Below are 20,765 nucleotides of genomic sequence, written 5' to 3'. Positions count from 1 at the left end.
GCCAGGCTTTAATGGATGTTGCGGTGCCTGACCAGCACGCTTTCCACCTCGTCGATCGGGAAAAGCGAGAATCGTTCGGCCAGCATTTCAGCAATGTAGACGGAGCGGTGTTGGCCGCCTGTGCAGCCAATGGCAATGGTGACGTAGCTGCGCTGTTCGTTCAGATAGGAAGGAAGCCATTTGCGCAGGTACTTTTCAATGTCTGAAAGCAGTTCGTTGCTGCGCTCGTCCTCGCGAATGAAGGCTTGAACTTCGTAATCAATGCCCGTTTTGTCGCGCAATTCTTTCACGTAGTGCGGGTTGCTCAGGCAGCGCACGTCGAACACCAGGTCTGCATCCATGGGCAGGCCTTTCTTGTAGCCAAAGGTCTCGAAAATCAAGGTGAGTCGGGACGGACGTTCTTCCACCGCTTCAAGCACCCACCTGCGCAGCGTGTTGGGCAGCAGGGCGGTGGTGTCAATGACATCGGCAAATCCACGCAGGCCTTGCATGGTCTCGCGCTCCGCGGCCACGCACTCGGCCACGGTGGCTTTTTCACCCCGTTTTACGCTGAAAGGGTGCCTGCGACGTGTTTCGGAGTAGCGGGTGCTCAGCGTGTCGTCGTCGGCTTCGAGGAAGAGCACACGCACATCGTAACCCTCCTCTTTGAGCTGTGTAATCAGGCTGGGCAGGTCGATCAGGTCGCGGCCCGAACGGGAGTCGACCGCAATGGCCATGTTGGAGACGCCCGCCAGGTGCAGGTGATTGACCACTTTGGGAATGAAGGGTGTGGGCAGGTTGTCGACGCAGTAAAACTGGGCATCTTCAAGTGCGCGGATCGCAATGGATTTGCCTGAACCTGAAAGCCCTGTGACCAGAATGATTTTGAGCGCGTCCTGGCCGCTCATTCGTGGATGTCCTCGTGGTGGCTGTCCAGCAGGGGTTTGTCATCCGATTCGAAGTTTTCAAGTTCATTGAGCATGGCCTTTTGTTGCCGAACCATGAACTCGTCCAGGGTGTTGATGCCGCGCATCTGCAAAATGAAGTTGCGGACCGCGGCTTCCAGCAGAACGGCCAGGTTTCGGCCGGCCGCCACTGGCAGCATGACTTTGCGCATGGGCAGGCCCAGCACTTCCTGATATTGGGGTTCGGTGACCAGTCTTTCCTGGTGCAGTTCAAGCGAGGCGCGACGCACCAGGTGAACGATCAGCTTGAGCCGCATTTTGCGACGCACCGCGGTTTCGCCGAAGATGGCTTTGATGTCGAGCAGGCCCACGCCGCGCACTTCCATGAGGTTGCGGATCAATTCAGGGCAGCGTCCTTCAATGAGGTTGGGGGCGACACGGGCGAATTCGACCACGTCATCGGCCACCAGGCCGTGACCTCGTGAAATCAGCTCCAGCCCCAATTCGCTTTTGCCCAGGCCCGATTCGCCACAAATAAGAACGCCCATGCCCAGCACGTCCATGAAGACCCCGTGCATCATGGTGGTGGGTGCCAGCCATTTGTTGATGTAGATGCGAAGGAAATCGATGATTTCAGCGGCGGACAGCGGTGTGGCCAACAAGGGCACTTTGGCGTTGTCGCAGGCCTGAACCATGAGGGGGTGCGCCTGAAACGATTCAGCCACCACAATGGCGGGTGGATCACCAGCGATCAGCTTGTTGATGACGTGCTGTTTGCGGTTGTCGTCGATTCTTGAGAAGTATTCGATTTCCTGACGGCCAAACACTTGGATGCGGCCAGGGTGGATCAGGTTGAGGTGACCGACCAGGTCAGAGGAGGCAAAACATTGAAGGTCAATAGCGGTGTCTCCGCCTTCACGGCCAGCAATCCAGCTGAATTTCAGCTTTTCAAGGTTGGCTTCGATCAGTTCTTTGAGTTGCTTCAATGATTCAGCTCGCTGGTTGGTAGGGCTCCCAAGAAGAAATCAGGTCGTGCATCTTGCTTGGGTCGGTCTCCTGGAGCAGCTGTTCACGGAAGTCCCGATCGGAAAGCATCTGCGCCAATTCAGAGAGTATATCAAGATGATGCTGATTTGCACTTTCTGGCACAAGCAGAAACATCAGTAGTTTCACGGGGTGGCCGTCGGGTGCGTCAAATGGAATGGGGTCTTGAACACGGACCAGCGCGGCAATGGGGTCGCGCAGGCCTTTGATGCGACCGTGCGGCACAGCCACTTGTTGACCCAAGCCGGTGGAACCAAGACGTTCACGCGCAAAAAGGCTGTCGAACACTTTGGAACGAGCAATGCCCTGGTTGTTTTCAAACACCAGCCCGGCTTGTTCGAACACGCGCTTTTTGCTGGTGACCTGGGTGTCCAGCAAAATATTGGATGGTGGGAGAAGATTGGCGATCAAGTTCATCGCGTTGATTCCTGATACCGACTTTTAAACTGAGCGCCGATTATACGCTGATAAAACGGCAAAAGGCGGAGGATTCTCCGCCTTTTGGATTTGCTGAGTCTATTCAAGCACTTATTCGGTGGCAGCCTCAGCAGGCTGGTGTTTTACGGGCACGTGATTGTGGTTGGTTACCTTGTCTTTGTGACGCAGCACCTGCCGGTCGATTTTGTCAGCCAGCGCATCAATGGCGGCGTAAAGATTGTCGTGGTGTGCCTCGGCGTGTATGTCGCGGCCCCGAACGTGAAGGGTGATTTCTGCCCTTTGAACCAGTTTGATCACTGACAGAGTGACCGACGCATCAATGACATGGTCGAAATGCCTTTTGATTCGATCGAGTTTTTCGATCACATAACTCCGAATGGCAGGCGTAACTTCCAGATGATGACCATTGATATTCAGGTTCATAAGCTATCTCCTTTTGCTTGGCTGCAAAAGTGCCCTTGATTTGGGTTAGAGCGACTTTCGCATATTCACCGGGGGAATCTTTAAGGATTCCCGGTACTTGGCCACCGTGCGCCTTGCGACGACGATGCCCTGCTGGCCGAGAAGTTCGGCAATCTGGCTGTCAGATATCGGTTGCTTTGAGTCCTCCGCTGCGATCAGTTGTTTAATCAAAGCCCGAATGGCGGTGCTGGAAGCCTGACCCCCTGAGTCGGTGGAAACATGGCTTCCGAAGAAATACTTTAGCTCAACTAGCCCATGGGGCGTCAACATATATTTTTGGGTGGTGACCCTTGACACGGTCGATTCATGCAGCCCCAGAAGGTCGGCAATTTCGCGCAGAACCAGGGGTTGCATGGCAATTTCACCGTGGTTGAAATAGCCGATTTGCCGTTCAACAATGGCCTGTGACACGCGAAGGATGGTGTCGAAGCGTTGCTGAACATTTTTCAGCAGCCAGCGGGCTTCTTGCAATTGGGCATTGAGCTGGGCGCTTTGCCCACGGTTCGACCGCAGGATGGAGGCGTACACTTCATTGATGCGGATTTTCGGCATCACTTCCGAGTTCAGTTGCACCAGCCATTGGTCGTTCTGTTTGCGGACAATGACGTCAGGAATGATGTGGTCTTCTTCGGTGTTGCGAAAGCGTGCACCCGGAAAAGGTTCCAGCGAGCGAATGAGGTCGTGGCATCGTTTCAGAACCTCGTCGTCGACGCCGATGAGACGTTTCAGCTTGACGAAATCTCGTTGTGCCAGCAGACCAAGATGTTCCTCCACCAAGGCCCTGCAGGCGGTGTAGAGGCCACTGTTCTCGAGTTCGGCGCGGCGCTGGTTGAGTTGCAGCAACAGGCATTCGGATGCGCTGCGCGCGCCAACGCCTATCGGGTCAAAGCTCTGTAAAAGCTTCAGTGCTGCGCCCAACTCTTCGAATTCGAGGTCGGGTGCATCCTGCAGGGTTTCCCACAGGTCTTCCAGTTCGACGGTGAGGTAACCGTCTTCATTGAGGTAGTCGATCAGCCACAGCACCAGGTTGTGATCACGCTCTGACACATTGGTCAGGCGCAGTTGCTCGATCAGATGCGTTTGAAGGGTGCTGTCGGGCGCGGCCAGCTGGAGTGCCGGCTTTTCTTCGTCGCCGTCCATGTTGCCGCCGGAGTTGTCGCGCCAGTCGCCTTCCCAGTTGTCGTGAATGGATTCGATGCTTTCACGCAGCACCTGGGTGTCGTCCGGCTTGCGCTCGTCGGGGCTGTATTCTTCGCCTGCGTGGTCGTTCAGGGTGCCGTCAGCACCCACGCTGACATTGTTGGAGGCACTCTCTGATTCTTCGTCCTCTGCCGCTTCCAGCATGGGGTTCTCGGCCAGTGCCTGCTGAATTTCCTGTTGAAGTTCGAGCGTGGACAGCTGCAGCAGACGGATGGACTGCTGCAGCTGCGGGGTCAGGGTCAGGCTTTGCGAGACTTTAAGCTGAAGGGATTGTTTCATGGGTCAATCAGCTTACCTTACATTCTGAAATTTTCGCCGAGATACACTCGGCGTACATCGTCGTTCTGAATGATTTGTTCGGGCGAGCCCGAGGCAAGCACGTGGCCTGCACTGATAATGTAGGCTCGATCACAAATGCCGAGTGTTTCGCGCACGTTGTGGTCGGTGATCAACACGCCGATGCCTTTGGATTTTAAAAAGCCCACAATGCGCTGAATTTCGAGTACGGCAATCGGATCAACCCCTGCAAAAGGCTCATCCAGTAGCACGAAGCGGGGCTGGCTGGCCAAGGCGCGGGCGATTTCAAGGCGGCGGCGTTCGCCGCCGGACAGGCTGGCCGCCAGTGAGGTGCGAATGTGCGTGATCTGCAGGTCTTCCAGCAGTGCGTCAACAGCCTGTGCGACGGTCTTGTCGGTGGGCGGGTTGATTTCAAGCACCGCCTGAATGTTTTCCTCGACCGTCAGCTTTTTGAAGACAGACGCTTCCTGGGGAAGGTAGGACAAACCTGCCCGGGATCGCAGGTGAATTGGGTCTAGCGTGATGTCTCGGCCTTCGAGGCAGATGCTGCCCTCGTCGGCAGCCACCAGGCCGACGATCATGTAGAAGCAGGTGGTTTTGCCAGCGCCGTTGGGGCCCAGCAGACCCACCACTTCGCCCGTGTCCACGTGCAGTGAGACGTCTTCGATGACGCGCTTGTTGCGGTAGGCCTTGCGCAGACTCAGTGCCTGAAGCCGACCTTGGCCTGTCAGCGTTTTTGGGGTGTGCATTTCCATAGGGGCTTTATTCCTTGCGCGGCTTGATGACCGCCTGAACGCGCGGCGTGTTGCTGCCATTGTCGGCAGTCGAGCCCGTTACGCTGAGAAACTCGGTGTTTTGTTCGTAAACGATTTTGCTGCCGGAAATTTCTTCGGTCAGGTCGCCATTTGTGGTTTTCTGGATATTGGCTTTGCCGCTGAAGGTCACTGTGGCAGTTTTGCCGTCAAATTCAATGGTGTTGCCAGACCCATTGATCATGAGAACGTCGCTGTTGCCAGAGTCGCGCTGCTGGCGGAATTTGGCGGGGCTGCCTTCAACCTTGGCGAACTGGGTGCCATCTGGCCGTTGGGTCAAAGTCAGTTTGTCGCCACGAATGATCAGTGAGCCGCGAGTCAGCAGCACGTTGCCCGAGAAGACATTGATGCTGTTCTTCTCGCTGTAGGTCATTTTGTTGGCGTCAATCGTGATGGACGCCTTGCTGTCAGACTGAAGGGCGTAAGCTGCACCGGACACTGCCAGCAGCAGGGCAAACAAGCCCGAGCTTGAGAGTCGCAGAGGTTTCAAATGCTTCATGGTTTGGCCTCTATTCGGATGTTGGTGTTGCCCTGCGTTTCGATTTCGCCCGTGGTTTGATTCATCACAACACCATTGGCCGTGAAGGTTTGACCTGGTCGTGAGCCTTTGACTGGAAAGCGGGTGCTGACCGTGTTTTTGGATTGATCAATTTCCAGGTGCGCAGTCTCGATGTCGGTGGGTACACCACCGCTGACACTGTGTATGCGCACATTCTGATTCAGGTCGATGCGATCGGTTTTGGGCATGTAAAGCGCCTGGTCAGCCTGGCCGGTCAACAAGCCGCCGTCGGCTTGCACACGCTGAATACGGGGGGTGCTGATGACCCAGGTGTCGTTGGCCGGGTGGTGCTCGGCACGCTGCCCTTGCAACATGGACACCGTGTTGTTCTTGAAATCTTTGCTTTGCAGGTTGAACTGGTTGATGTAGCTGTCGATGGTGGTGCTGTCGGCTTTTTTCGAGAGACCAAAAAGATCAATTTCGCTCTGTGCGGCCAGCCAGTAGGACGCACCCGCCAACACGAAGGTGACAATCAGTGGCACGAATTGTGAAATGAGGGAAAAGAATGCCCGCATGGTGTTAGTCGCACTCCCAGGGGTTCTTGTAGTCGGGCTTGCACGACAGAATGAAGTCACACAACTCGCGCACCGCGCCGTTGCCCACAGGTCGCTGGTTGGTCCAGTTTGCGACGGCCTTCATGCATTCCGGAGAATGGGTGGTTGTGGCGGCAAGACCCACATGCTTGATCACCGGGTAATCGGGCCAGTCGTCGCCGAAGAAACCACATTCTTCCCAGCTCAGTGCAAGCGACTGTCGAATGTCATCAAACACCTGCAGCTTGGTTTTGCAACCCTGCACCAGCTGATAAATACCCAGGTCGCGTGCACGCTTTTCGACAATCGCGCTCGATCTGGCGGTGATCCAGACCACTTTAACGCCGTGATCGATCAACAAGCGCAGGCCTTGGCCGTCGAGCACACTGAAGCGCTTCATGACTTCGCCGTCTGCGCCGAAATACAAACCGCCGTCTGTGAGGGTGCCGTCTACGTCAAAGCCCATCAATTTGATTTGACGGGCTGCTGTTTTCGGATCCATGTTGTTCATTAAACCACCTTGGCGTCGATCAGATCGTGAAAATTGAGGGCACCCACGACCTGATTGTGTTCATTGGTGACCAGCACTTGGTTGATGTGGGTCACTTCCATCATTCGGACGGCTTCAACCGCCAGCTTTTCAGGAGCCATGCATTTGGGGCTTCTGTTCATCACTTCCGAGACCAGCAAGCCACGCAGGTCTTGCCCTTGCTCGATCAGCCTGCGAAGGTCGCCATCGGTGAAAATACCCAGCAAGCGCTGCTCGTCATCGACAATGGCTGTCATGCCGAGGCCTTTGCGGGTGATTTCAAGAATGGCCTGCGACAGGGACACCGTGGGGGCCACCTTTGGAATGCGATCGCCAGTGCGCATGATGTCGTGCACATGGGTCAACAGTTTGCGACCGAGGCTGCCGCCTGGGTGAGACATTGCAAAGTCTTCTTCGGAAAACCCGCGCGCCTTCAAGACCACCACAGCCAGCGCGTCACCTAGCGCAAGTGCTGCGGTTGTGCTAGCCGTAGGCGCCAGGTTCAGCGGGCAGGCTTCTTTTGCAACAGAGCCGTCGAGCACGAAATCGGACTGCAGGGCCAGTGCCGACTGCAGGTTGCCAGTGATGGACACAATTTTTGCACCCCGGCGACGGATGGCCGGCAGAATTTCCACCAGTTCTTCGGTTTGACCCGAGTTGGACAGTGCAAGCACGACGTCGTCTGCCGTGATCATGCCGAGGTCCCCGTGGGAAGCCTCGGTGGCGTGCACGAAAAAAGAGGGTGTGCCAGTGCTGGCGAAGGTGGCCGCAATTTTTTTGGCGATCAAGCCCGATTTGCCAACGCCCACGAGGATGACCCTGCCCTTGCAATCCAGAATGGATTGGGCGGCTTTTTCGAATTGGTCGTTCAGCTTTGCACTGAGCGAACGCACGGCGTCCGCTTCAATTTGCAAGGCTTCCCGAGCCATCTCAATATAATTGTGGTCTGGTTCGGCGTTGGGTTTTTGTGGCATGGCAGGCCCTGATAAACTGTATCTGCAACTGCTTGAGGCAGATGTATTTTCAGGGCAGTATATCAAAGCGTTAACCCATCCTCTCACTTTTCAAGCATTAAACGTGCCTAACGCGCTAGAGCTTTCGCTGATTCTGTTGTTGGTCGCTGTGCTGGTGGTTTCCCTGTTTCGACACTGGAAGCTGCCTGCCATGCTGGGCTATTTGTGCGCAGGCATCGTCATCGGCCCCTATTCCTTGGGCATTGTGCCCGACATTCCGCAAACGCGTTATCTGGCTGAGTTCGGCGTGGTTTTCCTGATGTTCTCAATCGGCCTGGAGTTCAGCCTGCCGAAGCTGCACGCCATGCGAAAAGTGGTGTTTGGCCTGGGCATGGCGCAGGTGGGGCTGACCGTGGTGGGCGTGGTGGCGCTGGGCTACCTCATCCAGTTCTTTTTTCCGGTTTCCCTGAAAACTGCATTTGTGCTGGCCGGTGCGGCCGCCATGTCCTCCACTGCCATCGTCAGCAAGTTGTTGTCTGAGCGGCTTGAGCTGGATTCACCACATGGCCGCCAGATCATGGGCATTCTGCTGTTTCAAGACCTTGCGGTGGTGCCTTTGCTGATTGTCATCCCGGCGCTGTCTGAGCACGCGGGTCATTTGACAATGACCTTGAGTCTCGCCGTTGTGAAGGCCGCCTTGGTGTTGGGGGTCATGCTGGTGTTTGGGCAACGCATGATGAACCGATGGATGACCTTCGTGGCCCGAAGCCGCTCTCAAGAACTGTTCGTACTCAACGTTCTGTTGATTACGCTGGGGCTGGCGTGGCTGACCGAACTTGCGCAGTTGTCTTTGGCATTGGGTGCTTTTGTGGCGGGTATTTTGATTGCAGAAACCCAATACCGCCATCAGGTTGAAGAAGACATCAAGCCATTCCGTGATGTTTTATTGGGTTTGTTTTTCGTCACCACGGGCATGTTGCTGAATCCGAGGGTGGTTGTTGACCACTGGGCTTGGGTGATCGCGCTGACGGTGTTGCCGGTGCTGGCCAAGCTGGTGTTAATCACGGGCCTGGCCCGGCTTTACGGTGCCACAACCGGCACTGCGATGCGCACTGGCCTGTATCTTGCCCAGGCGGGTGAGTTCGGTTTTGTGTTGCTGGCCAATGCGGGCGATGGCGGGTACGGTTTGGTGCCTGACCCGTGGTTGCAAACCATCACGGCCAGCATGCTGCTGTCGATGCTGGCGGCGCCCTTCCTGATTCAATATTCCAACCGGATCGTGCTGCGTTTTTCCAGTCAGGAGTGGATGCAGAAGTCCCTGGAACTTCATCAAGTTGCGCAACGCAGCCTGGCCTCGGCCAAGCATGTGCTCATCTGTGGATTTGGTCGAAGCGGTCAGCACCTGGCCCGTATTCTGGACCGCGAGAACCTGCATTATGTGGCGCTCGATCTCGACCCTGATCGAATTCGCGAAGCCACTGCCGCGGGTGATTCCGTGGTGTTTGGCGATGCGGCCAAGCGCGAAACCTTGATTGCGGCAGGTCTTTTAAGGGCGTCTTGCGTGGTGGTGACGTTTGCCGAATTCAAGGCTGCGGAAAAGGTGCTGATGGCCGTTCGTCAGTTGGCCCCGAATGTGCCGGTGATTGTGCGGACCTACGACGAAAGCGATCTGGAAAGGCTGACAGCTGCCGGGGCCACCGAGGTGGTGCCCGAAATACTGGAGGGCAGTTTGATGTTGGGCTCCCAAGCGCTGATGATTTTAGGGGTGCCCGTTTCAAGAGTGGTCAAGCAAATCCGGAACATTCGTGAATCACGCTATCAAATGTTTCGGGGTGTTTTCAAAGGGATAGACGACGAGCAGGGCACCCCGGAAAACCAGTTGGTTCGCCTGCATTCTCTGTTGGTGGAGCCAGGCGCCAATGGCGTTGGGCGCTCATTGGCGGAACTGGGTGTGCTTGAGCGCGGTGTTGAAGTCAATGCCATTCGCCGGCGTGGCATTCGTGGGGGTGACCCCTCACCGGAAACCCGCCTTGAAGCGGGTGATGTGCTGGTGTTGAAAGGCACCCCGGATGCCCTTGCGGCAGCAGAGTCGATCATCCTCTCCAAGCGCGGGGGGGCATCGTCGCTTTAACGCAGGGTGTACACCGCATGGCAAAGGGGATTGTTGGCCTCATCCCAATGCTTGGTGTCTGTGACACACAGCGTGGCGTCGTCGTTTTCCACCTGTATGCTGCCGTTCAGTGGATTTCCATCGTCCAGTTTTCTGTCCAGTTCAGCCAGTTGGCTAGCGCTGATGTGGTTGCCCAAACCAATCGTTAATGCGCCGGGCTGCGTGTTAATGCCTGCCACGGTGTTGGTGACCAGGTAGGTTCCGCCGAATGGTGTGCTCAGGCAGGCTGACTTGGGGCAATCACCCTGATCCAGGTCAGTGGCCTCGAAAGTACCCTGTATAAAGCCCGACAAGGCCAGTTGACTGAATACGTGGCCTGCTTCGTTGTTGTCGATCAATCCATTCCCGTTGCCCGCTGTGTCACCCAGCCCTGCGGCATTGGCGGCCTCAAAGTCGCCAGGCAATCCGGAATATCGGCTCTCAAAGCCGGAAATGGCTGTCTCTATGGCATTCAAGTCGCTGGACAGAGCCTGAACCTTGGCACTTTTGATCATTTCCCGCCCTTTCAGGATGCCGCCCGACAAAAGCGCAAGGATGGCCAGTGAGATCGCCAGTTCCAGCAGTGAAAAGCCGCGTTGTGAATGCATGTTCATGTAAGTCCTTTGTTGATTAAAGTGAGGGAAGGGCGCCCGCTTGCATCCACAACCAGACCAGGCGTTCGTAGGACAGCCAGACCGGGTTGTGAAGCGGGGTATTGGGTTGAATGACAAACTGGTAACTGCTGGGTGTTGCGTCGGTCGGGTAGATCACAAGCACTGCCGAAGTTGTCTGTGTCAGCAAGCCCTGACACCCCGGCTGCAAAGGGTTGGGCCGGGTTTGATTGCCCGATTGGATGCACACATGCATGGCGGGCAAAGCGCCGTTGTTCAGGGTTCTGTAGCTGTTGACGGGCGTGTTGATGATGTCCGTCAATGTGTTCAGGTTGATGGCTTGAAGTGGAAAGTTGGCGGTGAGCGCGTTGGCCGCAGGTGGGCCGGCACTTTGAAGTGTGGCCACGCTCATTCGCCAGGGTTTGGCCTGCATGCCAAGGCCGAGGCTTTGCACAGGCAACCAGCCGCTGGCTTGCTCGCATTGCCCGTTGTTCCAGCTTTCGGTGCTGCCGGGGGCGGTGGCGGGGCATGGCAAACGCCTGTGCGTCAGCACAAACCCTTCCACGCTTTGCAGCATCAGGTCTTTGGTTTGCAGCACGCTGGCCGTCTCGCTGGCTTTTCTCTGGGCTTTCAGCAAGCGTGAAATGGGCAGGCTGAGTACGGCCAACACTGCCAAGGCGATGGCCAGTTCAATCAGTGAGAATCCGCGCAGTGATTTCATGATGGGCTCAACGCATCCGTGGGCCATGCAAAGGTGCAATCGCAAGACTTGCCAGCGGGCGCAAGCGGGCAGGTGAATGGATTGGCGGGTCGACAGCCGCTGCCCGGCATGGGGCTGGGGCTGTAATGGCTGATTGGCCATTGAGAGGTCAGCCTTGCTGGTCCGGCAATCAAGGTGGTGTCTGTGCCGTCGCTATAGAACGGCGTGGCAGGGTTGCTGTCTGTTTGCCATTGTGCAGCCTGATTGCAGCCACATTGGCAGCGTGTGCTGGTGCAATGGCACTGGCATTGACTGTCAACGGGAATCAGGTCGCCTGCGACCGCTTGAAGATTTTCTGTGGGTTTGGGTTCAGTTTGGTGGTTGATCGCAAGCCAGGTGGCGATGGTCTGTTGAATCTGAAAATGCCGCCGCTTGGCAATTGCCTGCAGCAAGTCGGCCTTGCTTAATAAGGCGGAGTGCCCCGTGGCTTGTAGCACGTCGTTGCCAAGCGGTGTCAACTGCGCGGCAACCACGGCAACCACGTCTTTGTAAGTGGTCTGATCAACGATGACTGTCAAGCCGGGCAAGGAGAAATCGACCCACTGGCTCCACCCCAGTGCATTGGCCTGTAACACCTGGGGTGACACCGCATACGCCCAGCTTTTTTGATGGCCCAATTGTTCGCTGTTCCAGAGCATGGGCACTGTGTTGCGGGTGTAATTGGTTTTAATCACGCTGATTTCAGGCAGGTAACCCACGTGGACGTTCAGGCAAGTGGTTTGCGGAGCCCCCTCGGGGCTTAGGCTGGGGCAGGGCAGATTCCCCGGTTGGCTCAGGCTGTTGTCACCCTGTGACACGGCAAACGCCAGCAGTGCAGTTCGTATGCGAGCCAAGGCCTGTGATTGCGATGCCTTGGCCGAATCACGAAGCGATTTTCTGGCCGAGTACCCGTCACCAAGCTGGTGAATTAGAACAGTGGCCAACACAACAGCCACAGCAGTGAGCAAGAGGGCGTAGCCTGCTGACGGGCGCTTTAGCGGGCTGGTTTTGAGATCCATGTGTTTTGCAGGGGGTCAAAGTGCAGGGTATTGCCTTCGTCAGTGATGAACCAGCCCTCGGCATGCGGCGTGATTTTGGGCTTTGCGTTGGCGTGATCAGGCTTGGGCGACGCGTGTGTGATGGCTGACATCACTTTGAGGGCTTGCCATTCTGGTGCTTTCTCAAGGGTGTTTGAACCCGATTTTCCTTTCAGTCCAGTGCACAACAGGGTCCAGTTTGATGTGGGGTCGGCCGTGGGGCGCACAACGCAGCGGCCTTGATTCGGTGCTTCGGTGTGCAGCCAATCCTGAAGACCCTTCCAAAGTGCTGGCTCGTCTGGCGAATTCAGAAGGAGCGGTTTGACCGCCAGTTCGGCACTGACCAAGCTAGCAGGGCTGGCGGCACGGGTCAGCGCCTGGCTGGTTTGCTGTGTCAAGTTGGCGTCAATCGCTTCGGTCTCTTGTCCGTAAAGCATTGCACTAAGCCACCCGACGCTGCACAAGGCCAGGAATTCAAGGGCCCAGTTCAAACGCCTCGCCCTGATGACAATCTGTTCAAGGTTCATTTGTGAAACCTCGGATTCATTGCAGCTTCGGCCACACAGAAAGCAGCTTGTGAGGTGATGGGTTGGCAGCCTTTGGGCAGGCGTTTTCGCGGTCGAGCCAATGTGACTGTGGATTGCACCGGGTCATTTAACCGCCACTGGAATTGAAGGCTTGCAAGATTGGCCCGGTTGTTCTGGCCAAATTTGGCAATCTGTTGCTGCCAGTCTGCCCACGGCACGTCTGATTTTGGGCGGCTGGATGCGCTGTGCAGCATAGATTGGAAGGTGCTTTGAACCTGCGCGCGAATTTGCTGAGACTGCAAGGCCTGAACGGCCACAGACAGGGCGATAGCCACGGCAAGACCGGCGAGTCGCAGTGTTTGCCGCGTGCGCCCGGGCCTCAGTGTGAGCAGGCCAATGGCTTGCACATACTTTTTGGCGCTGAACGCCTGAATGTCTTGCACCCACAGGGTTAGCGTGTCCAATTCGCTGCCCGACACGCGGGTTAAAGGCACCGATCGCACGGCTTGCGACACTGATTCGGCAATGCACACGGATAGGCTAGCCGCCAAGTCTTGAAATTCTGCGCTCACCCAGTCGTGCCAGGGGCAGTGCGCTGTGTTGATGAGGCGAGGCGGCGAGTCTGCCAAACCAGCCCAGACACGGTCTTCCGGCTGTGGGTGCACGGCTTCGCAGGGTGGCAATGCCAGAATCAGTTGGGTTTCCGGCAAGCTGAGGCTGCTCAATGCCTGCTGGCTTCCCCTGAAGTCCTGCCAGTCCAGTGTTTCCTGGGTGTGCCAATTCAAACCATCGTGCGCGATGGCGTGGACAAGCAACTCGTCTCGCCGCTGGGGGTCGATCCAGACCGACTTCGGCATCAAGATCCAAATGTCATTGCCCGTTGGCGTCATCACATGTGCCCCAGTTGTGAATACAAAGGTGCGATGCTGTGTTGGTAGGCCAGCGCCAGTGTAAGCCCCGCCAATGCCAGCAATACGGGGCCGGCAACCGCTTGAAGTTTCTTGAGTTGTATCAGGGCCTGCGCCTCGCACACCTTGGCGGTGAGGTGAAAGGCCTGCGCAAGTTGCCCGGTGTGTTGCGCCACGTTGATTTGCTGGCTCAGCAGGTCGGGTGCGCCCGCATTGAGGCAGGACTGATGCAGCCCCTGGCCACGCTGAATGCTGCGCACTAGCCGGGTTGCAAGCCGATTGAGCGATTGCCACTGTCTGCTTGAACCCAGCAATTGGACCTTGTGTTGAAGTGGGCGGGTACGCAGACTGTGAATGAGATCCACCCCGGCTTCCAGTTCGCAGGCAATCAGAAAAAAATATTGGGCACTGGCGAGTGCCTTGATGGGCAACCAATGACCAAACAGGGGCAGAGATTTACTGTGTATGGCGTGTCGCTTGTTGAACCAGAGGGGCATCAGGCACAACAGCGAAAGCAGGCCCACCCCGCTCAGAACCGAGCTTGCGCTGTAGAGGTCAGTCGGCTGACTTTCAGGCGTGGCTGACGCCAGCAAGGGTTGATTGTGCAAAAACCAGCTGCACAACAAGGCACAGAGACAGACAAAGAGTGGATAGCTGAGGCTGTTGAGCAAGGCTTTGCGCGCCGCTAGCCAACGCTGCCACCGGTCGCAATGCGCCCGAAGCTGACCGGCAAAGTCACCTGTGTTTTGCGCGCACATCAGGGCGATGCAAATTTCGGGGGGTACACGCCTGCCGTGGTCAGCAAAGGCTGAACAGAGATTGACACCCGCCTGAAGGTCGACAACGGAACTGCGCAATGCATTGACCATCGCCCCACGGCTGTGCAAACCCGATTGCATCGTAATACTCAGTTCGAGCGAATCCACCAAGGGCAAGCCAGCATTCAGCAATGCGATCCACTGGTCGAACCATTGAATCCAGACACCGACAGGGGTGGGCCATTTGGACATTAGTCGCTGAATCATGCCTCAACCCGCTTTTGGTCGAATGGATTAAAGCAGCTCGAATTGACGAGGCTGTGCAACTGCACCAGGCTGTCGCAGGCTAGCAATTCAGCCTTGTTCAGGCTTTGCATTTGAAGAATTTCTGTGACCGGCTTTCTGCCGGATTGGCTTCGAACAAGTCGCTGGACCACAACGCCATTCAGGCTGTTGAGCAAGGCCGGAAGTTGCACGCCCAATTCCAGCAGGCGTCCAAGTGCGCCAAAGGCGTCAGGCGCATGCAGCGATGCAAGCACCCGATGCCCGGTGAGTGCAGCCTGAAGTGCCAGAAGGGCCGTTTCCGAGTCGCGAATTTCACCGATCAGCAGGGTGTCTGGGTCTTGCCGCAACAATGAACGAAGTCCCGAGGCAAATGACAGATGCGGAAGATTGGACAAGTCGGTCTGCAGGGCTTGCGGATGCACGATTTCCACTGGGTCCTCCAGCGTAGCGACCCGGCCAGCCTGATCGCCGAGTGTGTTCAGGAGTGCATGCAAGGTGGTCGTTTTGCCGCTGCCTGTTGCGCCACACACCAGTGTCATGCCCTGTTCCGGTGAGACCAGTTCGATCATGGATTGGATGGTGTGGGCGTCAAAGCCCAGCGCATTCAGGGTTCTGCTGAGTTGGCCGCTCTGCAGTCGAACCACCAGCGATTCGCCATGCATGCCGGGGTGCGTCGCCAATCGACATTCAAGGGGACCGGCAGTCAACCTCGCGTCTTGTGGTTGACGCGTTTCAGCCAGGTTCATTTTGCCAATGGCTTTCAGGGTTTGAATCAGTGTTTTGCCGCGCCAGTGTTCCAGTGTGCACACGGTGTGCAGGCAACCATGCAGCCGAGCGGTAACAACAAATGACTCATTCAGTGGATTGAAGTGCACATCTGAGCAGCCCAAGGTGAGTGCGGCCTGCAGCAGGGGCATTGGACCCAGGCGCAAAGCATTCAGCATGGGTTCAAACTGCACGTCGTTTGAATTCATGGCTGAGCAGGCCCCAGAAGTGCATCAAGCAGTTGGGTTGAAAAATGACATCGCACCTTCTCGCAACGCGCGCGGGTCTCCTGTAGCATGGCTTGCGCCTGCATATTTTCGCCATTGAGTGCGCTCAGGACCGCCCTGTTGAAGGTGGGTTCCGGGGCGTTGGGGTATTGTTCAGCCAGTGCCTGTTGAAGTCGATCGGCCGCATTGCGTTGATTGCTTTGCAACAATCTGAGGCCATCCGCGAGACCCTCGTTGAGCAGTCGATTCGGTTGGGTTTCGCCGGTGTGGTGTGGGTAAGAATCAGCCAGATTCGCCGTGTGCGCACGCAATAGGATCACCAGTTCAATTTGTCGTGTGCTGTCCTTTTCGCTGTCACTCAAACTGGCAAGTGACTCTGGTCGGCCTGGAATGCCTCGGTTCAACGTCTGGGTGTCTTGTTGCTTCAGGCCCCCCAGCATCGCCAGTTCCCCGTTGCGCAGTCGCAAAATGGATTCCAGTTCTCGGGTCTGGATTTCCGGAATTTGACTGACAATGTCGAGCTGTTTGAGTGCCGGGTTAGGGTCTGCCACGAAGCCCACAATCCGGCTCAAGGTGGGGCGCACCCTGAGTTGTATCTGCCCGTCGTCCGAAATTTGTGGCGTGACGGTCATCAAAAAGCCGACAGGTACGGTCTGTATGTGTGTGGTAAACGTAGAAAATGCGGGGCTATTCTGGGTGGGGGCACTGGTTTGAACGTCCGTGGTGAAATACACCCGGTTGTCGATCACTTTCAGCACCGCCGGTTGCTGGTTCATGGTGGCCACGCGGGGTGAAGAGATCACCGACGTTTGCCCGAATTCTTGAAGCAATGACAGCATGGATGCCACGGACACAGAGGTGCCGTTGCGTGCAGCCTGAACAATCAGGCCGGGGTCAGTCAGACCCAGCCCCTGCACCCGAAAGCCCGCAGACAGAGACCCCTGCCGAAGCACATTCCAGTCAATGCCGCGCTCGTATCGCCTGTTCAGGGTAATTTCGGCGATGGAGGCCTCAATCACGATTTGCCGGTCAAGGCGGCCTTGAATGGCGTCGAGCCATTGCTGCACCCTGCGATGCCCCGTGGCGTTGGCCACCACGGCCACAGTGCCGGATTCCGGGCTGACAATCACATTGCCAGAGTGTTGCTCCTTTCGGACGACGGTGACATCGGTCTTGGCCTTGCTGCTGTTGCTCAGACCTTGGGAATGCTGGCGTCTGACCGGGCTTGTCCGGCTGGTTTTTGTGTCTGCGCTTTCATCAATCGATCGAAAACGGGTAGACACCACGCTGCTCTTGGGCTTGTCGGCGATCAATTGTTCCAGTTGCTCACCAATTCGATGCCAGACGTCATTGGTCTGGCTGCTGTTGAGCACCAGCTCCGAGCGGTTTTTGGGTCGAATTCCCGGGTTGCTGGCGGCTTCTGCGCTGCTGAGGTCTGAATTCAGGGTGGAGGTGTCAGACATCTCGCGATTGATGGCCAGGTAGTCCAGACTGTAGGTGCGCAGGTATGGGGTTTCGCAGCGAAGGCGCAGCGTGTTGTCTTTGAATGTGACTTGGGCTTCAGCTTGCTGCGCGATGCTGTCAAGAATTCCCTGAACAGAGAGTTGGTTGCCGTCCAGGCTTACCGGGTTTTCTCCGCATTCGTCCAGGTCGTAGCTTGTCTTGAGTTCACCTGCCAGCAGTTCGAGCAATTGGCTTGCAGGCAACTGATTGACGCGAAAAGAAAACTTCCGTTGAAGCTCGGGTGGTGGCTGTTGCTCATGAGCAACATGCGCAATCCAGAACGAGGGTCCAACCGTTATTCTTCCCGAGGGCGCATCGGGATGCGCCTTGGCCTGGATTGGGCTTTCCGTTGAGCAGGCAGTCAGGATTGTGAGGCCTAGGGCACACATCAACGTGTTCAATGTCCGCATAAGCTGGGCTGATCGTGGATCGGGCTGAGGCAAGAAGGACTGGCAGTTTAGGAAAGTTCCCCTCGTATCCCCCCTGAACGTCACTCTGAATAGGGTTGTGGCGGTATTGATCGGGTGATCGGCAAATCAGTCCGTGTCACATAACTGAACGGTTATTCAGGGTACAATCACGGTTAATTTGTCCCATATTTTCAAAGGAGCCCAAATGGGCTTGGCAGCACAACTGAAAAACGTCAACTTTGGCTACGGTGACAGGCTGATTCTGGAAAATCTGTCGGTCGACATACCGCAGGGCAAGGTGGTGTCCATCATGGGCGGATCGGGTTCGGGCAAAACGACCCTGCTTCGTTTGATGTGCGGGCAGTATCCAGTCAGCGCCGGTGAAGTCAATGTGCTCGGCCAAAACATTGTTTCCGCCAGCACCCCCGAGCTTTACGCCTTTCGCAAGCGAATTGGCGTCTTGTTCCAGTTTGGCGCGCTGTTTACCGATTTGAACGTGTTTGACAACGTCGCTTTTCCGCTTCGCGAGCACACTGCATTGCCTGAAACCGTTGTTCGTGATTTGGTCATGTTGAAGCTGCATGCGGTCGGCTTAAGAGGCGCGAGCAAACTGTTTCCCTCTGAAATTTCGGGTGGCATGAGTCGGCGTGTTGCCTTGGCCCGTGCGGTGGCGCTCGACCCCGAACTGATTTTTTATGATGAACCTTTTGCGGGCCTGGATCCGATCTCTCTGGGTATCACAGCGCGATTGATCAAGACCCTGAATGACGCACTGGGGGCAACCTCCGTGGTGGTCACGCACGACATCCACGAGTCATTCGCCATCAGCGATTACGCCGTGGTGATTTCCAACGGCAGCGTGCTGGCCAAGGGCACGCCCGCCGAGGTTGAGGCCAATCAGGATCCTTACGTGCAGCAGTTCATCCAGGGCCTGCCGGAAGGGCCCGTCAAGTTTCATTATCCGGCCGTCGATTTGCGGGAGGATTTTGCATGAACCCGGTTGTCTGGATCTCATCCATCGGCGCGGCTGCACAGGCTGTGATCACGGGGTTGGGTGTTTTCGCCCGGTTCTTCGTGAACCTCTTGGTGCTGTTGCCAAAAACCCTGCGTCGTCCACGCCTCATCATTGAGCAGATTCATTTCATCGGCAATTACTCGCTCATCATCATTTTGGTGTCGGGCCTGTTTGTGGGGTTTGTACTGGGCTTGCAGGGCTATTACACCCTGCAGCGGTATGGTGCCGAACAGGCTTTGGGTTTGCTGGTGGCGCTTTCCCTGGTTCGCGAGTTGGGCCCGGTGGTGTCTGCATTGTTGTTTGCCGGTCGGGCGGGCACTTCGCTGACTGCTGAAATTGGCCTGATGAAGGCTGGCGAGCAGCTGACCGCCATGGAAATGATGGCCGTTGACCCCAAGGCGCGCATTGTGGCGCCCCGATGGGTGGCTGGTCTGATTTCAATGCCCATTCTGGCGGCCCTGTTCAGTGCCATCGGTATCTTTGGTGGTTACGTCGTGGGCGTTTGGTTAATCGGCGTGGACTCCGGCGCTTTCTGGTCGCAAATGCAGGCCGGTGTGGATGTTCGCAGCGACGTGCTCAACGGCGTCATCAAAAGCATTGTGTTCGGCTTTGCCGTAAACACGATTGCCTTGTTTCAGGGATATTTTTGCCAGGCCACGCCCGAGGGAGTTTCCCGGGCGACCACCCGAACGGTCGTGATTGCCTCATTGACCATTTTGGGATTGGATTTTGTACTAACCGCACTGATGTTCAGTGTTTGACGGGTTGGAATTATGAAGAATAAAGCGGTTGATTTCTGGGTGGGTCTTTTTGTGTTGCTGGGTGCCGTTGCGCTCGTCTTTTTGGCCTTGAAGGCCGGAAACCTCAGTTCATTCTCGACGGGGGCGCAATACACCGTGTCGGGCAGTTTCGACAACATCGGTGGCCTGAAGGTGCGAGCACCTGTAAAAAGTGCCGGCGTGGTTGTAGGTCGGGTGGCCAGCATTAATCTGGATCCGGTGACCTTCCGGGCCGTGGTCACCATGGCTCTGGACGAGCAATACAAGTTTCCAAAGGATTCATCTGCCCGCATCCTGACCTCTGGTTTGCTGGGTGAGCAATACATCGGGATTGAGCCGGGCGGCGATGTGGACAATCTGGCCAGTGGCGGCAAATTTGCGCGCACGCAGTCTGCCGTGGTCCTTGAAAACCTGATCAGTCAGTTCCTGTTCAACCAGGCATCCAAACCCGCAGCGCCTGCCGCTGATTCCAAGCAGTAAAGGAAACGAGTCATGCACATCACTCAATTTGGACGATTGGTCCTGTTTAGCGGGTTTTTGGCCCTGGCTGCAGGCTGCACCTCGGTGCGTGCGCCCTCGGACGCTGACCCTTTTGAGGGTTTTAACCGCGGTGTCGATTCCTTCAACCAGACCGTGGACAAGGTGGCCTTGAAGCCTGTCGCTCAGGGTTATGACAAGTACGTGCCTGGCGCAGTCAAAAGCTGCGTTGGAAACTTCTTTTCAAACCTCAATGACATCAGCATCGCGGTCAATAACCTGTTGCAGGCCAAATTCAAAAAGGCAGGCTCTGACATCTGCCGGTTTGCCATCAACACCACCGTCGGCGTGTTGGGGCTCACCGACCCAGCCAGTGGCATGGGCTTTCAAAAGCACGACGAAGATTTTGGTCAAACCCTGGGCTACTGGGGTGTCGGATCGGGGCCTTATCTTGTATTGCCCCTGCTGGGTCCCAGCACAATTCGTGACACTGCGGGCCGTGTAGTTGACAGCCCCCTGGATCCGCTGGCACAACACACGCCCGTGGATGAGCGCAACAGCGCCATTGCTGTCAAGGCGGTCGACAAGCGTGCAGAATTGTTGCCTGCCACCAACCTGGTTGATCGCGTGGCGCTCGACAAATACTCGTTTGTGCGTGACGCCTACCTGGCAAGCCGTGCCAGCAAAATTCGGGATGGCAAGCCTGCCCCTGAGGATGAAGAACTCAAACCAGACGATTCTGACAAGAAGCCTGCAGAGTCCAGCGATGCGCAAGCGCAGCCAGCAAGCCTGAGTTTTGCGGTGAAATAAAACAAGCGGCGGTGGTCAACCCCCAGGGCGAGATTGCCGTTTTAGAAGTGTATT

At 56.4% G+C, this 20,765-nt stretch carries 23 protein-coding genes; 5 read left to right on the top strand and 18 right to left on the bottom strand.

Annotation, left to right across the window (positions count from 1 at the left end):
* Positions 1 to 8: 8 nt before the first annotated feature.
* From rapZ to QQJ87_RS12620, 10 genes are all read right to left on the bottom strand, one after another.
* The gene (rapZ, locus tag QQJ87_RS12665) at positions 9 to 887 is read right to left on the bottom strand and encodes an RNase adapter RapZ (protein ID WP_284282154.1); all 879 of its coding nucleotides are present in this window, start codon (positions 885 to 887) and stop codon (positions 9 to 11) included.
* The gene (gene hprK, locus QQJ87_RS12660) at positions 884 to 1,870 is read right to left on the bottom strand and encodes an HPr(Ser) kinase/phosphatase (protein ID WP_284282152.1); all 987 of its coding nucleotides are present in this window, start codon (positions 1,868 to 1,870) and stop codon (positions 884 to 886) included. Before hprK ends, rapZ begins: the two co-directional genes overlap by 4 nt.
* Before the next feature lie 4 nt (positions 1,871 to 1,874).
* Positions 1,875 to 2,345 carry a PTS sugar transporter subunit IIA gene (locus QQJ87_RS12655; RefSeq protein WP_284282151.1) on the bottom strand — a complete coding sequence of 157 codons (471 nt, stop codon included), beginning with the start codon at positions 2,343 to 2,345 and terminating at the stop codon, positions 1,875 to 1,877.
* Positions 2,346 to 2,456: 111 nt separating this feature from the next.
* Positions 2,457 to 2,789 (bottom strand): ribosome hibernation-promoting factor, HPF/YfiA family, encoded by a 333-nt coding sequence (gene hpf / locus QQJ87_RS12650; RefSeq protein ID WP_284282150.1) that lies wholly within the window; start codon positions 2,787 to 2,789, stop codon positions 2,457 to 2,459.
* A 45-nt stretch (positions 2,790 to 2,834) separates the two neighbouring features.
* Entirely contained in the window at positions 2,835 to 4,307 is a 1,473-nt protein-coding gene (locus QQJ87_RS12645) for an RNA polymerase factor sigma-54 (protein ID WP_284282149.1), read from the bottom strand.
* A gap of 17 nt (positions 4,308 to 4,324) precedes the next feature.
* Positions 4,325 to 5,080: an LPS export ABC transporter ATP-binding protein gene (lptB, locus tag QQJ87_RS12640; RefSeq protein ID WP_284282148.1), complete on the bottom strand. Its 756-nt coding sequence runs from the start codon at positions 5,078 to 5,080 to the stop codon at positions 4,325 to 4,327.
* Between the two features lie 7 nt (positions 5,081 to 5,087).
* A complete protein-coding gene (lptA, locus tag QQJ87_RS12635; protein ID WP_284282147.1) occupies positions 5,088 to 5,636 on the bottom strand; it encodes a lipopolysaccharide transport periplasmic protein LptA in 549 nt (182 codons plus the stop codon).
* The gene (gene lptC, locus QQJ87_RS12630) at positions 5,633 to 6,178 is read right to left on the bottom strand and encodes an LPS export ABC transporter periplasmic protein LptC (RefSeq protein WP_284282146.1); all 546 of its coding nucleotides are present in this window, start codon (positions 6,176 to 6,178) and stop codon (positions 5,633 to 5,635) included. Before lptC ends, lptA begins: the two co-directional genes overlap by 4 nt.
* Before the next feature lie 37 nt (positions 6,179 to 6,215).
* The gene (locus tag QQJ87_RS12625; protein ID WP_284282145.1) at positions 6,216 to 6,740 is read right to left on the bottom strand and encodes a KdsC family phosphatase; all 525 of its coding nucleotides are present in this window, start codon (positions 6,738 to 6,740) and stop codon (positions 6,216 to 6,218) included.
* On the bottom strand, positions 6,740 to 7,732 hold the full coding sequence (locus QQJ87_RS12620; RefSeq protein WP_284282144.1) for a KpsF/GutQ family sugar-phosphate isomerase: 993 nt from the start codon (positions 7,730 to 7,732) through the stop codon (positions 6,740 to 6,742). The genes QQJ87_RS12625 and QQJ87_RS12620 overlap by 1 nt, the downstream gene beginning before the upstream one ends.
* Before the next feature lie 103 nt (positions 7,733 to 7,835).
* Here QQJ87_RS12620 and QQJ87_RS12615 point away from each other — a divergent pair, with 103 nt between their 5' ends.
* Entirely contained in the window at positions 7,836 to 9,842 is a 2,007-nt protein-coding gene (locus QQJ87_RS12615) for a monovalent cation:proton antiporter family protein (protein WP_284282143.1), read from the top strand.
* On the opposite strand, the gene QQJ87_RS12610 is transcribed toward QQJ87_RS12615, so the two are convergent.
* From QQJ87_RS12610 to QQJ87_RS12575, 8 genes are read right to left on the bottom strand one after another with little or no spacing between them, the layout of a single operon-like run.
* Positions 9,839 to 10,474 carry a type II secretion system protein gene (locus tag QQJ87_RS12610; RefSeq protein ID WP_284282142.1) on the bottom strand — a complete coding sequence of 212 codons (636 nt, stop codon included), beginning with the start codon at positions 10,472 to 10,474 and terminating at the stop codon, positions 9,839 to 9,841. The genes QQJ87_RS12615 and QQJ87_RS12610 overlap by 4 nt on opposite strands.
* Before the next feature lie 16 nt (positions 10,475 to 10,490).
* On the bottom strand, positions 10,491 to 11,192 hold the full coding sequence (locus tag QQJ87_RS12605; RefSeq protein ID WP_284282141.1) for a type II secretion system protein: 702 nt from the start codon (positions 11,190 to 11,192) through the stop codon (positions 10,491 to 10,493).
* Positions 11,189 to 12,229: a hypothetical protein gene (locus tag QQJ87_RS12600; RefSeq protein ID WP_284282140.1), complete on the bottom strand. Its 1,041-nt coding sequence runs from the start codon at positions 12,227 to 12,229 to the stop codon at positions 11,189 to 11,191. The genes QQJ87_RS12605 and QQJ87_RS12600 overlap by 4 nt, the downstream gene beginning before the upstream one ends.
* Entirely contained in the window at positions 12,205 to 12,774 is a 570-nt protein-coding gene (locus QQJ87_RS12595; protein WP_284282139.1) for a hypothetical protein, read from the bottom strand. The genes QQJ87_RS12600 and QQJ87_RS12595 overlap by 25 nt, the downstream gene beginning before the upstream one ends.
* Positions 12,771 to 13,664 (bottom strand): hypothetical protein, encoded by an 894-nt coding sequence (locus QQJ87_RS12590; RefSeq protein WP_284282138.1) that lies wholly within the window; start codon positions 13,662 to 13,664, stop codon positions 12,771 to 12,773. The genes QQJ87_RS12595 and QQJ87_RS12590 overlap by 4 nt, the downstream gene beginning before the upstream one ends.
* Positions 13,664 to 14,707, bottom strand: a complete 1,044-nt coding sequence (locus QQJ87_RS12585) for a type II secretion system F family protein (RefSeq protein ID WP_284282137.1) — start codon at positions 14,705 to 14,707, stop codon at positions 13,664 to 13,666. Before QQJ87_RS12585 ends, QQJ87_RS12590 begins: the two co-directional genes overlap by 1 nt.
* Complete coding sequence (locus QQJ87_RS12580; RefSeq protein WP_284282136.1) at positions 14,704 to 15,699, bottom strand: GspE/PulE family protein; 996 nt, start codon at positions 15,697 to 15,699, stop codon at positions 14,704 to 14,706. Before QQJ87_RS12580 ends, QQJ87_RS12585 begins: the two co-directional genes overlap by 4 nt.
* Positions 15,696 to 17,630 (bottom strand): hypothetical protein, encoded by a 1,935-nt coding sequence (locus QQJ87_RS12575; RefSeq protein WP_284282135.1) that lies wholly within the window; start codon positions 17,628 to 17,630, stop codon positions 15,696 to 15,698. The genes QQJ87_RS12580 and QQJ87_RS12575 overlap by 4 nt, the downstream gene beginning before the upstream one ends.
* Positions 17,631 to 17,835: 205 nt before the next feature.
* On the opposite strand from QQJ87_RS12575, the gene QQJ87_RS12570 reads away from it, so the two are divergent.
* From QQJ87_RS12570 to QQJ87_RS12555, 4 genes are read left to right on the top strand one after another with little or no spacing between them, the layout of a single operon-like run.
* Positions 17,836 to 18,624, top strand: a complete 789-nt coding sequence (locus QQJ87_RS12570; RefSeq protein ID WP_284282134.1) for an ABC transporter ATP-binding protein — start codon at positions 17,836 to 17,838, stop codon at positions 18,622 to 18,624.
* Positions 18,621 to 19,406: a lipid asymmetry maintenance ABC transporter permease subunit MlaE gene (mlaE, locus tag QQJ87_RS12565; RefSeq protein WP_284282132.1), complete on the top strand. Its 786-nt coding sequence runs from the start codon at positions 18,621 to 18,623 to the stop codon at positions 19,404 to 19,406. Before QQJ87_RS12570 ends, mlaE begins: the two co-directional genes overlap by 4 nt.
* Before the next feature lie 12 nt (positions 19,407 to 19,418).
* Positions 19,419 to 19,904 carry an outer membrane lipid asymmetry maintenance protein MlaD gene (mlaD, locus tag QQJ87_RS12560; RefSeq protein ID WP_284282130.1) on the top strand — a complete coding sequence of 162 codons (486 nt, stop codon included), beginning with the start codon at positions 19,419 to 19,421 and terminating at the stop codon, positions 19,902 to 19,904.
* Positions 19,905 to 19,916: 12 nt separating this feature from the next.
* The gene (locus QQJ87_RS12555; protein WP_284282129.1) at positions 19,917 to 20,711 is read left to right on the top strand and encodes an MlaA family lipoprotein; all 795 of its coding nucleotides are present in this window, start codon (positions 19,917 to 19,919) and stop codon (positions 20,709 to 20,711) included.
* Positions 20,712 to 20,765 lie beyond the last annotated feature (54 nt).

The sequence above is a fragment of the Limnobacter litoralis genome (assembly GCF_030160455.1).
GTDB classification, from domain to species: domain Bacteria; phylum Pseudomonadota; class Gammaproteobacteria; order Burkholderiales; family Burkholderiaceae_B; genus Limnobacter; species Limnobacter litoralis.
The sequence above is the reverse complement of the archived record's forward strand: the minus strand, read 5'-3'. Positions and strand labels throughout refer to the sequence as shown.